The sequence below is a fragment of the Microlunatus phosphovorus NM-1 genome (assembly GCF_000270245.1).
In the GTDB taxonomy this organism is placed as follows: domain Bacteria; phylum Actinomycetota; class Actinomycetes; order Propionibacteriales; family Propionibacteriaceae; genus Microlunatus; species Microlunatus phosphovorus.
In genome coordinates this window covers 3,166,237-3,180,478 of sequence record NC_015635.1, presented here as the reverse complement: position 1 = coordinate 3,180,478, position 14,242 = coordinate 3,166,237, and the positions used below count along the sequence as shown (strand labels likewise).

Genomic DNA, 14,242 nt, shown 5'->3' with positions numbered 1-14,242 from the left:
ACGGCTACTTGATCAGTTCGGCCAGGTGGTGCAGCCGGGCGATCTCGGAGTCGAGGAACGGCGGCCCGCCGTGCCGGCCGATGACGATCACCCGGTCGCGCGTCAGGGGCACCACGACCGCCGTCGACTCGGCCCAGCCGGGCAGCCAACCGGCCGCCAGATCGCAGCGGTGCGTCGTCTCGAACGGGGTGAGCGGTCCGGCATTGGCGGTGTGGAACTCAGGTGCCAGCGTGGTCGCCCGAAGCGTGGACACCCGATCGCCGGCCACGTCGAGCAACACCGACCAGTGTGAGCGGAAGACCACGGGGCTCAGCGACACCAGCGTCTCGGCCGCGTTGGCCGGATCGGCGGTCATCCGCTCGAGCGCCTCCAGGTCGGACTGCAGCCCGCCGCCCTCGGGATAGCGCGAGATCCACTCCACGCGTACGTCGTCCAGGTGCTGGCAGGCGGCGATCATCGTCTCGGGCAGCCGGTCGGGCGGCAGATCGACGATGAAGTCGTCCACCACCACGCCGTCGCCCTTCTCGACGATCTCGACCGCGTTGATGTCACCGCCGACGCTGCCCACGGCACTGGCGACCAGGCCCAGCGAGCCGGGCCGGTCGGGGAGGGACACCCGCATCAGGTACACGCTGCCTATCCTCTCCCATCCCTGGTTACCAGGATGTTTCGGACCCTGCAGTGTCGCATGACAGGCTTAGGCCCGTGCCTCGCTTCCGCCCCTTTGCCGCCCTCCGCTACGCCGACACCGACCAGCTTGCGTCCCTGATCGCACCGCCGTACGACGTGTTGTCCGACGCCGATCTCGATCACTACCTGGCGCTCGACGAGCACAACGTCACCCACGTCGATGTGCCGCGCGGGGGAGACGACCGGTACGAGGTGGCGGCGGCGACTCTCGCAGACTGGTGCGCCGGGGGAGTCCTGGTCGGCGACGACGAGCCGAGCTTCACGCTCTACCGGCTGAGCTTCACCGACGAGACCGGCAGCCCCCGCGAGATCGTCGGTGTGCTCGGCGGCCTGGAGGTCGTCGACGCGGGCGCGGGTGGGGTGTTGCCGCACGAGCGCACCACGCCCAAGGCTTCCACCGACCGACTGGATCTGACCCGGGCCACCCGGGCCAACCTGTCACCGGTCTGGGGACTCTCGCTCAGCGCCGGACTCGCTGAACTGCTCGCCGAGCCGGGCGAGCTGATCGGCGAGGTGATCGAGGACGGCGTACGGCATCGGGTCGAGCGGGTCACCGATCCCGATCGGATCGCCGCGATCGCCGCTGCGGTCGGTGCCGACGACGTGCTGATCGCCGACGGGCATCATCGCTACGGCATCAGCCGGATCTATCGTGACGAGGTGCGCGCCGCCACGGGACGGACCGACACGCCGGCCGAGGAGACCCTGACGTTCGTCAGCGAGTTGGTGGCCGATCAGCTCAGTGTTGCCGCGATCCACCGGCTGTACGACCGGCTCTACAGCGAGTTCAGCGACACCTTCACCCTGACCGAGATGGACCGGCCGACCCCGCAGACGCTCGCCGCGATGCAGACCGAGGGCTTCCTGGTGCTCTACACCCCGGACCGGACCTATCGACTGGACCCGATTCCCGGCGCATTCCACGAGGTCCGCTCACTGGACGGCGCCTGGCTGGAACACACGCTGGGCGAGGTGCCCGTGACCTACCAGCATGGTCTCGCCGAGACCCTGGCCGCGGTGGACGAGGGCCGCGCCGCCTGCGCCGTGCTGATCCGTCCGGTCAGCGTCGCCGAGATCGAGCGCACCGCCCGTGAGGGGCTGCTGATGCCGCCCAAATCGACCTTTTTCACCCCCAAACTCAAGACGGGGTTCGTGATTCGCCCCCTCTGAACTCCTGTTGTCGCCGACGAGGTGAAGGCTTGTCCCCGACATCGGGGATGAGTTATCACCTTGTTGCGCCTGGCCCTGGTGTTATAGACATCCAACCGTGATCGACTACCCACCCCAGGACGGCGATGCCCTGTGGGCTGCCCTGGGCCGGAAGCCGAAGCTGTCGCCCTGGGGTTTGATCCGGGAGTTGCTGCGACGCCAACTGCCGGTCATCCTCGTCGCCGGACTGCTGGCGGTCCTGTGGTTCATCCCAGGCTCGGTCGGGCCGCGTTTGGTGGGCCTGGCCATCGACCGCTCGGCTGCGGGCTGGACGGACCCTGGATTGTTGGCGGCAGCCGGGCTGCTGTTCCTGGCCGTGCTGGTGGGAGGCTTCTTCGGCACGGTGATGGGTGTCTACACCCAGCGCAATCGCTTGATCATGCGGTTCCATGTGGACGAGATCCTGGTCCGTGCCGCGACGAAACACGACCCGGACGAGGTCGACCAGAAGGTGCGTGGCGACATCGTCACGGGTGCGACGAGTGACGCGGGGACGCTAGCAGGCTTGGCGGGCGGCACCGCGCACGCGCTCGGTGCCGCGGTGGCGTACGTCACTGTCACCATCGTCGTCCTTCGGGCCTCGGTGCCCTTGGGACTGCTGGTGGTCATCGCGGCACCCTTCATGTACTTCGCGGTCCGCCCCCTGCTGCGACCGACGACACGCAGGCAAGCCGCGGAACGTGCGGCGACCGGGCGTCTCACCGCCATCGCCAGTGACATCGCCGCCGGTGTCCGGGTGCTGCGTGGCGTCGGCGGTGAGTCCTCGTTCGAGGATGCCTATCGTGATCAGTCCACATTGACCCGCGAAGCCGGTGAGGCCGCCGGCCGTTGGCAGGCACTCATCCGGATGAGCAGTGTCCTGGCCGCAGGTGTGCTGTTGAGCGCCCTGGCCTGGCTCGGGGTGGAGATGGTGCTGGCCGGATCGCTGTCGGTGGGCGCCTTGATCGCGCTCTTCGGCTATGCGACGTTCCTGACCTGGCCGATCGACACGCTGTTCGGGTTCGGACAGGTGCTCGTGCGAGCTCAGGTCGCCGCTGCTCGGGTAGCACGCGTTGTCCGAGCGGCCCACGCATCGGGTGCGAGCAGTTCTTCTGCCGCTCCGGATTCGGAGACACCGCGAAAGTTGGAGGCGCGGGAGCTGGAGGTTCACGAGTCGGGTGCACAGGCAGAGCTGGCGCTCGGCGGCCTGACGTTCCGCCGCGGAGAGCTGACGGGACTCGTGTTCGCGAGCGTGCACGGTGCGGACCCCTTCGTCCTCGGGCTGTCCGATGACCTCGTCGTGATGCCGGCGGCGGTGTCGATGTTCAGCGGGACGCTGCGCTCGACACTCGACCCCACCGGAACCAGTACCCGAGTGGCCGCTGAACGGGCCTTGTGGGCGGCCGCTGCCGAAGACATCTTCGAGGCCGCACCGGACGGTTGGGCGACTCGGGTCACCGAACGAGCACGCGAATACTCCGGGGGGCAGCGACAGCGCCTCGCGCTGGCTCGCACACTGCTCTCGGGCGCTCCGACCGTCGTGCTGGAGGAGCCGACGTCGGCTGTGGACAGTGTTACCGAGGATCGAATCGCCGAGCGAGTCGCCCGACTCCGGGAGGGTCTCACGACAATCGTGATCACTTCGTCGCCGCTGTGGCTGGCGCGCTGCCAGTCTGTGGTGTTCGTCTACGACGACGGCTGGCGTGCTGGCAAGCACGAGGAGCTGCGGGCCATCCCTGGCTACGGTGCTCTCGTTCGTGGAGCCGTGGGCCATGGCTGATCCGATAGCCCTGGACAGGTCCGCCGAGACCTGGGAGGTGGCTGAGGCCCTCGATCAGTTGGCGACCGATCGAGGAACGCACCGGCAGCGTGCCGCTCAAGCCCAAGCCTATTTCGCCGAGCTCGAGGGCAACGATCGCGACCTGCCGGTCGCCCCACTTGGTGAGGTCGGCAGGCTGTGGCGAACGCAGCTCCGCGGCTCGGTGGGTTTGGTGGTGCTGCTGATCGTCTTCACGGTGGTGGCTGCCGTCGCGACGCAGACGCTGCCGAGGCTGCTCGGGTCGCTGGTCTCCTCTGCTGAGTCGATGCCGACCGACGGAGTCCGGGGACTGCTCCTGCTGATCGTCGGAGTGGTCGGGCTGCAGGCGATCTTCACCTACCTGGCTGCGCGTTGGGAGGTGATCGTCGGACAGCGAATGACAGCCAAGCTCCGTGAGAAGGCCGTCCGCGATGCCCTGTCGTTGCCCTTGGGTCGCATTGAGCGAGCGAGTTCCGGTGACCTGACGACGCGCCTGACCCAGGATTCGAACGTTGTCGGGGACACGTTGCGCAACGATGTGCCGCAAGTGCTGCTGGCGGCCATCACCTCGATCACGATCCTGCTGGGCATGGTGCTCAACTCACCGTTGTTGACGGTGCCGACCTTGCTGGGGCTGCCGCTGATCGTCTGGGCGTCTCGGCGATTTCTCCGGCGAGCGCCGGCCGCGTACCTCTACGCCGGTTCGGTGGACAGCCGGCTGAACGCGTCGGTGCTGGAGACGGTGGACTGCGTACGGCTGGTACGCACGCTGCGGCTCGAGAACGCTCGTCTTGACGATCTGGCAGACCGATTCCAGCTGGTGTCGGAGGCTCAGCGATACACACTCGGCCTTCGGCTGCGGCTGTTCTTCGCTTTGGAGGTGGCCTACAACTGGCCGCTGGTGCCCACCCTGCTGCTCGGTGTGTTCGCCCGCTCGCAGGGCTGGATCGACATCGGGACGCTCACCACCGCGGTGCTCTACAGCCTGTCCTGGCCGGCACCGGTCAACCGGCTCGTCCAGACCCTCGGCGGGGTGCTCACCGGCGTCGTGTCCGCCGCCCGCGTGACCGGACTCGACCTGCGCGACCGGGATGCTGAGGCACAGCACTCGATGCCGCCGCGGGGGACAGATCGGGGGACAGACCTGCGGTGTGACGAGGTCGCCTTCTCCTATGACGGTGGGCACGACGTGCTCGATCAGCTGGATCTGACGATCCCGGCCGGGGAGTCCGTTGCCGTCGTCGGTGCCTCGGGATCGGGGAAGTCCACCTTGGCGAGGCTTCTCAGCGGCATCGCCGCCCCCGGTCGGGGTTCGGTGACGTTGGGTGGGGTCGAGGTCTCCACCATTCCGCTGCCCGAGCTCCGGGCGAAAGTCGCCTTGGTGACCCAGGAGCACCACGTCTTCACCGGCAGCCTGCGCGACAACATCGGGCTGTCTCGGCAGCAGCTGACCGACTCGGACATCGTCGCGGCGCTCCAAGCCGTGGGCGCCGGGCCGTGGCTCGCATGTCTCCAGGAGGGCCTCGACACCCAGCTCGGTGTCGATGGCTTGTCGCTGTCACCGGCGCGTGCTCAGCAGATTGCCATTGCTCGTATTCTCGCCGCTGACCCACCGGTGATGATCCTGGACGAGGCGACCTCGCTGCTCGACCCGACGACGGCACTGGCTGTCGAACGATCCGTTGCCGGTGACCGACGGACGGTGCTCGCCATCGTGCACCGGCTCGATATCGCCGAGACCGCGGATCGGGTGGTGGTGATGGACGGCGGCCGCATCGTCGAGTCGGGTCCGCCGAACCGCCTGCGAGATTCCGCTGGGGTCTACGCGCAACTGTGGAGCACGTGGGCGGGCCAGACACCGGGCTCCGGTGAGAACCGACCGACACAGGGAAGGACGGCGTCCACTACCTGCCGCTCTGACGGTGCCGAAGGCGAGAGCAGCGACCGCCTAGGATGGCTGACCGGCTTCACCTCTAGATGCCTGGACGGGGATGTCCTGATTCCCTCCCGGCGGGATCCAACGCAAACGAGAAGAGAACTGACCCGTGGCACTGAGTCCTGACGACGTGGCCGCCCTGGCAAGGCTGGCCCGGATCGAGCTGACCGACGATGAGCTGGCCCATCTGGCGCCGCAGCTGGACGTGATCTTGGAGTCGGTGGCGAGTGTGTCCGATGTGGCGACCGCCGACATCCCGCCGACCTCACATGCGCTGCCGCTCACCAATGTGTTCCGCGAGGACGTCGTGCGCCCGTCGTTGCCGGTCGACGAGGTGCTGGCCGGGGCCCCGGCGGCCGAGCAGGACCGCTTCCGGGTCCCGCGGATCCTCGGAGAGGAGGCCTGACCAATGGCTGAAGAGACCAACGGCACCGGGGTGATCCACAGCACCGCCGCGGAACTGGCTGCCGCGATCGCCAACGGCGAGACCACCTCGGTCGCCGTGACCCAGGCACACCTCGACCAGATCGAAGCCGTCGACGGCACCATCAACGCGTTCCTGTACGTGGATGCCGAGCGCGCCCTCGAGCAGGCGGCGATCATCGACCACCGGATCGCCGGCGGGGAACAGCTTGGCCCGCTGGCCGGCGTACCGCTCGCGCTCAAGGACATCCTGGCTTACCGAGGCGCGCCGACGACCTGCGGCTCGAAGATCCTCGAGGGCTGGATCCCTCCGTACGACGCGACCGTCACCAAGCGGCTGCTGGATGCCGACATCGTCATCCTTGGCAAGACGAACCTGGACGAGTTCGCGATGGGTTCCTCCACCGAGAACTCCGCGTACGGTCCGACCCGCAACCCCTGGGACACCAGCCGGATCCCGGGTGGCTCCGGCGGCGGCTCGGCCGCGGCACTGGCCGCCTTCGAGGCGCCGCTGGCGATCGGCACCGACACCGGGGGATCGATCCGGCAGCCAGCCTCGGTCACCGGCACTGTCGGCGTGAAGCCGACGTATGGCGGCACCTCCCGCTATGGCGTGGTCGCGATGGCGTCCTCGCTGGACCAGCCGGGACCGTGCGCCCGGAACGTGCTGGACGCGGCTCTGCTGCACCAGGTGATCGCCGGGCACGACCCCTACGACTCCACCTCGATCGACGCACCCGTCCCACCGGTGGTTGAGGCCGCCCGCTCCGGCGACGTCTCCGGGATGAAGATCGGCGTGGTGAAGGAGCTGGGCGGCGAGGGCTATGCGCCCGGGGTCGAGCAGCGCTTCCGTGAGGGCCTGGAGATCCTGGCCGCGCAGGGTGCGGAGATCGTCGAGGTCTCCTGCCCACACTTCACGTACGCGCTCGGCGCCTACTACCTGATCATGCCGAGCGAGGTGTCCTCCAACCTGGCCAAGTTCGACGCGATGCGGTTCGGGCTGCGGGTCGGCGACGACGGCAGCCGCAGCGCCGAGCAGGTGATGGCGCTGACCCGCGAGGCCGGCTTCGGCGCGGAGGTGAAGCGCCGGATCATGATCGGCACCTACGCGCTGTCCAGCGGCTACTACGACGCCTACTACGGCTCGGCGCAGAAGGTCCGGACCCTGATCAGCCGGGACTTCGCCGGTGCCTTCGAGCAGGCCGACGTGCTGGTCTCACCGTCCACGCCGGTGACGGCGTTCCCGCTGGGGGAGAAGGTGGACGACCCGCTGGCCATGTACATGAACGATCTGTGCACGATCCCGTCCAACCTGGCCGGCAACGCCTCGGCTTCCTTCCCGGTCGGACTGGCGCCGGAAGATGGTCTTCCGGTCGGGTTCCAGGTGATGGCGCCACCGCTGGCCGACGACCGGCTCTACCGGGTTGGCGCTGCGCTGGAGCGCACCCTCGTCGACCGTTGGGGCGGACCGCTCCTGAGCCAGATCAAGGAGATCGCACGATGAGCGCCCATGTCTCGCAGGCTCGGGTCGTCGACTTCGACGAAGCCCTGGAGCGCTACGACCCGGTTCTCGGGCTCGAGGTGCACGTCGAGCTCAACACCGCGTCGAAGATGTTCTGCGGCTGCTCGACGGCGTTCGGTGCTGAGCCGAACACCCAGACCTGCCCGGTCTGCCTGGGGCTGCCGGGCTCACTGCCGGTGGTGAACGCCAAGGCGATCGAGTCGGCGATCCGGATCGGGCTGGCACTGAACTGCTCGATCGCCGAGTGGTGCCGGTTCGCCCGGAAGAACTACTTCTACCCGGACATGCCGAAGAACTACCAGATCTCCCAGTACGACGAGCCGATCGCCTACAACGGCTGGTGCGAGGTCGAGGTCCCCGGTTCGGACGGCACAGTCGAGACCTATCGGGTCGATATCGAGCGTGCCCACATGGAGGAGGACACCGGCAAGTCGCTGCACGTGGGCGGTGCTACCGGACGGATCCATGGCGCCGACCACTCACTGCTGGACTACAACCGCTCCGGCGTGCCGCTGATCGAGATCGTCACCAAGCCGATCGAAGGGGCAGGGGAGAAGGCCCCGCAGGTCGCGCGGGCGTACGTGAGCATGCTGCGGGATCTGCTGCGCGCGCTCGGCGTCTCCGACGTCCGGATGGAGCAAGGGTCACTGCGCTGCGACGCCAACGTGTCGCTGCGCCCGGGCACCGATGCGCCGTACGGGACCCGGACCGAGACCAAGAACGTCAACTCGCTGCGCAGCGTCGAACGGGCGATCCGGTACGAGATCACCCGGCAGGCCGCGGTGCTGGACGATGGCGGCACGGTCACCCAGGAGACCCGGCACTGGCACGAGGACACGGGCGCGACCACGGCCGGCCGGAGCAAGGAGACGGCAGAGGACTACCGCTATTTCCCGGAGCCCGATCTCGTGCCGGTGGCGCCGAGTCGGGAGTGGGTGGAGGAGCTGCGGGCCACGCTGCCGGAGCCGCCGGCCGAGCGGTTGAAGCGGCTCAGCGCCGAGTGGGGTTTCTCCGAGCTGGAGCTGCGTGACGTGGTCAGCGCCGGCGCGGTCGACCTGATCGAGCAGACGGTCGCCGCCGGTGCCTCACCGCAGAGCGCGCGCAAGTGGTGGTTGACCGAGATCTCCCGGCATGCCAACGACGCCGGCGTGGAGCTGGCCGACGCCGGGATCACGCCGCAGCAGGTGGCCGAGGTGCAGCAACTGGTCGATGCCAAGACGGTCAACGACAAGCTCGCCCGGCAGGTGATCGAGGGCGTGCTGGCCGGTGAGGGCTCACCGGCGGAGGTGGTCGAGAAGCGTGGCCTGGCGGTGGTCTCCGACGACTCGGCGCTGGGCGCGGCGGTGGATGCGGCGATCGCGGCCAATCCGGATGTCGCCGACAAGATCCGGGCCGGCAAGGTGCAGGCCGCCGGCGCCCTGATCGGCGCGGTGATGAAGCAGATGCGAGGTCAAGCCGACGCTGGGAAAGTTCGCGAGCTGATCTTGACCAAGCTCGGCTGAGGAGCCTTGACGGGCGGGCGGTCTGGACCCTTAAGTTAGCCTCACCTGACTTGGGAGGTATCAGATGAATCAGCGTGACCCACGAATCAGTCGTCGCGACGTGGTACGTGGGCTGTCGATCCTGGCCGCCGGGCCATGGCTGCTGTCCTGTGCGGCAACAACCCCATCCGATGGGGCCCCCGGCAGCAACGCAGCCCCCGACCAGGAAGCCGCTTTCCCGGTCACCTTGACGCACAAGTACGGGACGACCACCGTCACCGCCGCACCCAAGCGGATCGTGGTCGTGGGCCTGGTGGAGCAGGACGCGCTGCTGGCGCTGGGGATCGTGCCGGTTGCGACCTCGCAGTGGTACGAGGCTCCGGGTGGGGTGTTCCCCTGGGCTACCGAGGCGCTGGGCGGTGCGCCGCTGCCGACGGTCCTGGACAACTCCAGCGACGGTGTCCCGGTGGAGAAGGTGGCCGCGCTCGAACCCGACCTGATCATCGCCGTCTACTCCGGCATCACCAAGAAGGAATACGACCTGCTGTCCAAGCTGGCTCCGGTGGCGGCGCAGCCGGGCGACTATGTCGACTACGGCGTGCCGTGGGACGAGGCGACTCTCACCGTGGCCGCGGCGGTCGGCAAGCCTGCGGCGGGTCAGGCGCTCGTCGACCGGGTCCGGGACAAGATCGCCAAGGCCGGCGAGGAGTTCTCCGGTGGCACCGGGGCGATCGTGTCCCCGTATGAGGGCGTGTACGTCTTCGGGCCCGAGGATCCGCGTGGCCGACTGCTTCAGCAACTCGGGTTCGACTTCCCGTCGGCTCTGCTGGAGGGCCGGCCGAAGAACGCGTACGGCTGGTCGCTCAGTGCCGAGCGGGCGGTGGATCTGGACGATCTCGATGTCGTCATCTGGCTGGACACCGAGCAACAGGTCGATTCCTCCCTTGGCAAGGTCTGGACCTCGACCAAGGCCAACGTCGAGGGACGCGACATCTACATCACGCCGCAGGGCGATGAGATCTATGACGCCGCCTTCAACATGGTGACACCGCTCAGCCTGCCGTACGTTCTCGATCGCTACGTGCCTCAGCTGCGGGCCGCCGCAGACGGTGATCCGGCCACGAAGGTCCCGGCGTAACCTGCTGCTTGCGAGCATCAGCGCTCGCTTACCGTACGATTCCACAGGTGACGCCGAACCGACCGTTCTCCGCCACCGGCCTGGCCTTGATCGCCGTCTTCGTCGGGATCATCGCTGCGCTGGGCCTGGTGCCCGCTATCGCGGTTCCGGGTGTGCTGGTGCCGATCACCTTGCAGACGCTCGGCGTGATGCTGGCTGGCGCCGTGCTCGGCAAGTGGCGGGGCACCGCCGCAGTCGTGGTGTTCCTGGTGCTGGTGGCGCTGGGGCTGCCGCTGCTGGCCGGTGGCCGTGGCGGGCTGGGTGTCTTCGTCAGCCCCAGCGCCGGGTTCTTGATCGGTTTCCCGTTCGCGGCCTTCGTGATCGGCTGGCTGACCGAGCGCTTCGACGCGGCCAGGTCGCTGCCCCGCGGGATCGCGGTGAACGTGCTCGGCGGCATCGTTGTGCTGTATGCGTTCGGCATCGTCGGCATGTCGATCATCGGGCACTTGCCGCTGGCCAAGGCGGCGACCGTGTCGGTCGTCTTCCTGCCTGGCGACCTGATCAAGGCCGTCGCCGCGGCCCTGGTCGCGCGGGGCGTACACCAGGCACTGCCGGGCATCCTGCCGGACCAGCAGCCACGCGATCGACAGTCGGTCCAAGTGTGACGGGTCGGGACCGAGGGCCGTACGCCAAGGGCGTGGCCCGACGCGAGGAGATCCTCGCCGTGGCCCTCGAGGTCATCGCCCAGAATGGCTGCCGCAAGGCGTCCAGCCGCGAGATCGCCCGCCGGGTCGGGCTGAGCCAGGCCGGGCTGATGCACTACTTCGGGTCCCGCGAGGAGCTGTACGAGGCGGTGCTGCGAGCCAGGGACGAACGCGACAACGAGACGTACTATCTGCCGAACCCGAGCTTCGAGGGCTTCCTGGCCCTCATCGCCCACAACGCCGAGGTCCCCGGGCTGGTGCAGCTGTACGTGGAGTATTCGGCCGAGGCGACCATTCACGGACATCCGTCCCGAGAGTTCTTCCTGCGGCGCTACGACTGGGTACGCGGGATGCTCGTCACCTCGATCGTGAACGCCCAGGAGCACGGCGAGATGGGCCCGGCCGTCGATGTCGGGGCTGCCGTCGACCTGTTGATCGCCGCCGCGGACGGTTTGCAGGTGCAATGGGCACTGGACCACTCGGTGGACATCACCGGTCAGCTCACCGGCCTGTGGCAGTTGATCTGCCGCTCGTCCTGGCGATCCTTGCCGGGATAGACGACCCGGGCGAGACGAAACATTGACGCGGTTCGGTTTTCGCTAGATACTCCGGACGCGGACAACCGTCCGCGTCCATCCGACCCCGCCCACCCATCCGACCCACGCGCACATCAACCCACCCACCGACCCCAACGGAGTGTCACACATGGTAGAAACCGCACATCCCGACGACACCACCTCGGCTTCGCCCTCGTGGGCGACCCCCGAGGTCGAGGAGCGCGTCGAAGGCCTGCTGGCCGACATGACCCTGGAGGAGAAGGTCGCCTTCGCCACCGGTGACCTGAACTGGAACTACGGGTTCTATTCCGGTCCGCTCGAGCGCCTCGGTCTGCCGGGGCTGCAGATGGCCGACGGCCCCGCCGGCGTACGGATCAACAAGGGTGACGTGCACGAGGGCAAGGCAACGGCGCTGCCGGCCCCGATCGCACTTGCTGCGACCTGGATCCCTCGGTCGCCCACGAGTACGGCGCGGTCGTCGGCATCGAGTGCCGGGCGACCGACCACAACGTGTCGCTCGGCCCGGCCGTGGACTCGCCCGGGTGCCGGTCGGCGGACGTACCTTCGAGTCCTACGGCGAGGATCCGCTGCTGGCCGGCGCGATCGGTGTCGAGATGGTGCGTGGCGTCCAGGCGCAGGGTGTGCAGGCGTGTGCCAAGCACTATGCGATCAACAATCAGGAAGACCATCGCAGCAGCGTCGACGCCGTCATCGACGAGCGGACCATGCGCGAGCTCTATCTGCCGCCGTTCGAGGCGCTGATCAGCGAGGCCGAGGTCGCCTCGATGATGGGCTCGTTCAACCGGGTCAACGGCGCTTTCGCCTGCGAGAACCCGACCCTGCTCACCGATCTGCTGCGGAACACCTTCGGCTTCCAGGGCTGGATCATGAGCGACTACGGCGCCAACCACAGCACCGCGGACGCCGCCAACGCCGGGCTCGACCAGGAGCAGCCGAACGAGGGCTTCTGGGGCTCGAAGCTGCTCGAGGCAGTGCGCAACGGTGAGGTCGCTGAGTCGGTGATCGACGACAAGGTGCGCCGGATCTTGCGGCCGCTGATCGGCATGGGTCAGCTCGAGAACCCGGTCGGGATCGCCGAGTTCGCCGTCGACGACCACCACGAGGTGGCCCGTCGGGTCGCCGAGGCCGGCACGGTGCTGCTCCGCAACGACGGACTGCTGCCGCTCGGCGAGGTCCGGAGCGTTGCGCTGATCGGACCGGATGTCGACGGCGTCGGCGCTCAGGGTGGCGGCAGCTCGATGGTGCGCGCCACCAAGGGCACCTCGCCGCTGGACGGCCTGGCCGCAGCGCTCGGCGAGGATGTCGAGATCACGGTGGCGTACGGCTCGGACCCGGTGACCCCGGGCGCCCTGCTGCCGGGGCCGGATGCGATCCCGTCGAGCTTCTTCCGCACCCCGGAGGGTGAGCGCGGACTGCGGGCCGAGTTCTGGACGAACCCCGACTTCGGCGGCGACCCGTTCCTGGTGCGCAACGACGGCCAGGTCGAGCTCAACATGGGCTTCCACAACTTCCCGGGCTTCAACGCTGCGTCGCCGCGGTACGACAAGCTGCCCGGCGACCTGAACGCGCAGATCTCGGCGCGCTGGACCGGCTCGTTGGTCGTGCCGACCACTGGCACCTACCAGTTCGCCATCACCTCCCTCGGCTCGTACGCGTTCTCGATCGACGGCAAGGCGGTCTCCTCCAGCGGCAACCTGGCGGTGGCGACCGAGGTCGAGGCGGCCGAGCCGGCTGAACCAAAGCCATACGGCTGGGGTGGCGACGCCGCCGAGAACCCGACCGTGGAGGAGCTCACCCTCGAGCTCGAGGCCGGCAAGGAGTATCCGATCCGGCTGGACTACGCCGCCAACCATCCGTCGCAGGGCTTCCTGCTCGGCGCCCGGTTCCGGCTCGGCTGGGTGCCGCCGGCCGGGGTGTACTCACCGGAGGTGACCGAGGCCGCCGAGCTCGCGGCCAAGTCGGATGTGGCCGTGGTCGTCGTGCGCACCTACGAGGCGGAGGCCGATGACCGGCCGCACATGGGTCTGCCCAGTGGCCAGGACGACCTGATCAAGGCCGTGCTGGCTGCGAATCCCCGGACGGTCGTGGTGCTGATGACCGGCGCGCCGGTGGATGTCACCCGCTGGGGTCAGGAGCCGGCCGCGCTGCTGCAGGCATGGTTCCCCGGCCAGGCGCAGGGTGAGGCGCTCGCTCGGGTGCTGACCGGCGAGGTCGAGCCCGGTGGTCGGCTGCCGCTGACCATCCCGGCGAGCCTGGCGGACACGCCGGCCGCGGACCCGCGCACCTACCCGGGCGTGGACGGACAGGTGCACTACACCGAGGGCGTCTTCGTCGGCTATCGCGCGGTGACCGCGGACGGTCCGGCGCCGTCGTACCCGTTCGGTCACGGCCTGGGCTACACCAGCTTCGACTTCTCCGACCTGGCGGTCGAGGCGGCCGACGGCGACGATGTGGCGACGGTGTCGGTATCGGTGACCAACACCGGTGGCCGGGAAGGCTCGGAGGTCGTCCAGGTCTACGTCGGCGAGCTGCCGGCTCCGGTGCCCACCCCGGCTCGGCAGCTGGCGGCGTTCGCCAAGGTCAAGCTGGCCCCGGGCGAGTCCGAGCGGGTGTCGCTGTCGGTGCCGCGCCGCAAGGTGTCGTACTTCGACGTCGAGACCCACGACTGGGCCACCCCCGCTGGTGAGGTCGAGATCGGCGTCGGTGCCTCCTCGGCCGACATTCGGCTGACCGGAGCGATCCAGGTCGCGTAGTCGGCTCACGAGAAGGAGGTTTGGCACCCGAAAAGGCCGAGATCAGGTGCCA

At 68.6% G+C, this 14,242-nt stretch carries 11 protein-coding genes; 10 read left to right on the top strand and 1 reads right to left on the bottom strand.

What is annotated here, in order from left to right; translation table 11 throughout:
• Positions 1–4: 4 nt before the first annotated feature.
• Positions 5–625, bottom strand: a complete 621-nt coding sequence (locus MLP_RS14260; RefSeq protein ID WP_049804757.1) for an ACT domain-containing protein — start codon at positions 623–625, stop codon at positions 5–7.
• 80 nt (positions 626–705) lie between these two features.
• On the opposite strand from MLP_RS14260, the gene MLP_RS14255 reads away from it, so the two are divergent.
• From MLP_RS14255 to MLP_RS14210, 10 genes are all read left to right on the top strand, one after another.
• Entirely contained in the window at positions 706–1,860 is a 1,155-nt protein-coding gene (locus tag MLP_RS14255; RefSeq protein ID WP_041790071.1) for a DUF1015 family protein, read from the top strand.
• A gap of 97 nt (positions 1,861–1,957) precedes the next feature.
• Positions 1,958–3,658 carry an ABC transporter transmembrane domain-containing protein gene (locus tag MLP_RS28610; RefSeq protein ID WP_013863831.1) on the top strand — a complete coding sequence of 567 codons (1,701 nt, stop codon included), beginning with the start codon at positions 1,958–1,960 and terminating at the stop codon, positions 3,656–3,658.
• Entirely contained in the window at positions 3,651–5,738 is a 2,088-nt protein-coding gene (locus MLP_RS14245; protein WP_013863830.1) for an ABC transporter ATP-binding protein, read from the top strand. Before MLP_RS28610 ends, MLP_RS14245 begins: the two co-directional genes overlap by 8 nt.
• Positions 5,722–6,018: an Asp-tRNA(Asn)/Glu-tRNA(Gln) amidotransferase subunit GatC gene (gatC, locus tag MLP_RS14240; RefSeq protein WP_013863829.1), complete on the top strand. Its 297-nt coding sequence runs from the start codon at positions 5,722–5,724 to the stop codon at positions 6,016–6,018. Before MLP_RS14245 ends, gatC begins: the two co-directional genes overlap by 17 nt.
• Before the next feature lie 3 nt (positions 6,019–6,021).
• A complete protein-coding gene (gene gatA / locus MLP_RS14235) occupies positions 6,022–7,539 on the top strand; it encodes an Asp-tRNA(Asn)/Glu-tRNA(Gln) amidotransferase subunit GatA (RefSeq protein WP_013863828.1) in 1,518 nt (505 codons plus the stop codon).
• Positions 7,536–9,059, top strand: a complete 1,524-nt coding sequence (gene gatB / locus MLP_RS14230; protein WP_013863827.1) for an Asp-tRNA(Asn)/Glu-tRNA(Gln) amidotransferase subunit GatB — start codon at positions 7,536–7,538, stop codon at positions 9,057–9,059. Before gatA ends, gatB begins: the two co-directional genes overlap by 4 nt.
• A gap of 64 nt (positions 9,060–9,123) precedes the next feature.
• On the top strand, positions 9,124–10,176 hold the full coding sequence (locus MLP_RS14225) for an ABC transporter substrate-binding protein (protein ID WP_013863826.1): 1,053 nt from the start codon (positions 9,124–9,126) through the stop codon (positions 10,174–10,176).
• Between the two features lie 47 nt (positions 10,177–10,223).
• Complete coding sequence (locus MLP_RS14220) at positions 10,224–10,820, top strand: biotin transporter BioY (RefSeq protein WP_013863825.1); 597 nt, start codon at positions 10,224–10,226, stop codon at positions 10,818–10,820.
• On the top strand, positions 10,817–11,416 hold the full coding sequence (locus tag MLP_RS14215; RefSeq protein WP_013863824.1) for a TetR/AcrR family transcriptional regulator: 600 nt from the start codon (positions 10,817–10,819) through the stop codon (positions 11,414–11,416). Before MLP_RS14220 ends, MLP_RS14215 begins: the two co-directional genes overlap by 4 nt.
• A 542-nt stretch (positions 11,417–11,958) precedes the next feature.
• Entirely contained in the window at positions 11,959–14,190 is a 2,232-nt protein-coding gene (locus tag MLP_RS14210; protein ID WP_013863822.1) for a beta-glucosidase, read from the top strand.
• Positions 14,191–14,242 lie beyond the last annotated feature (52 nt).

Coding starts and splice junctions, on each gene's coding strand:
- MLP_RS14245 (WP_013863830.1), top strand. CDS start 3,651: ATGGCTGATCCGATAGCCCTGGACAGGTCCGCCGAGACCTGGGAGGTG.
- gatA (WP_013863828.1), top strand. CDS start 6,022: ATGGCTGAAGAGACCAACGGCACCGGGGTGATCCACAGCACCGCCGCG.
- gatB (WP_013863827.1), top strand. CDS start 7,536: ATGAGCGCCCATGTCTCGCAGGCTCGGGTCGTCGACTTCGACGAAGCC.
- MLP_RS14225 (WP_013863826.1), top strand. CDS start 9,124: ATGAATCAGCGTGACCCACGAATCAGTCGTCGCGACGTGGTACGTGGG.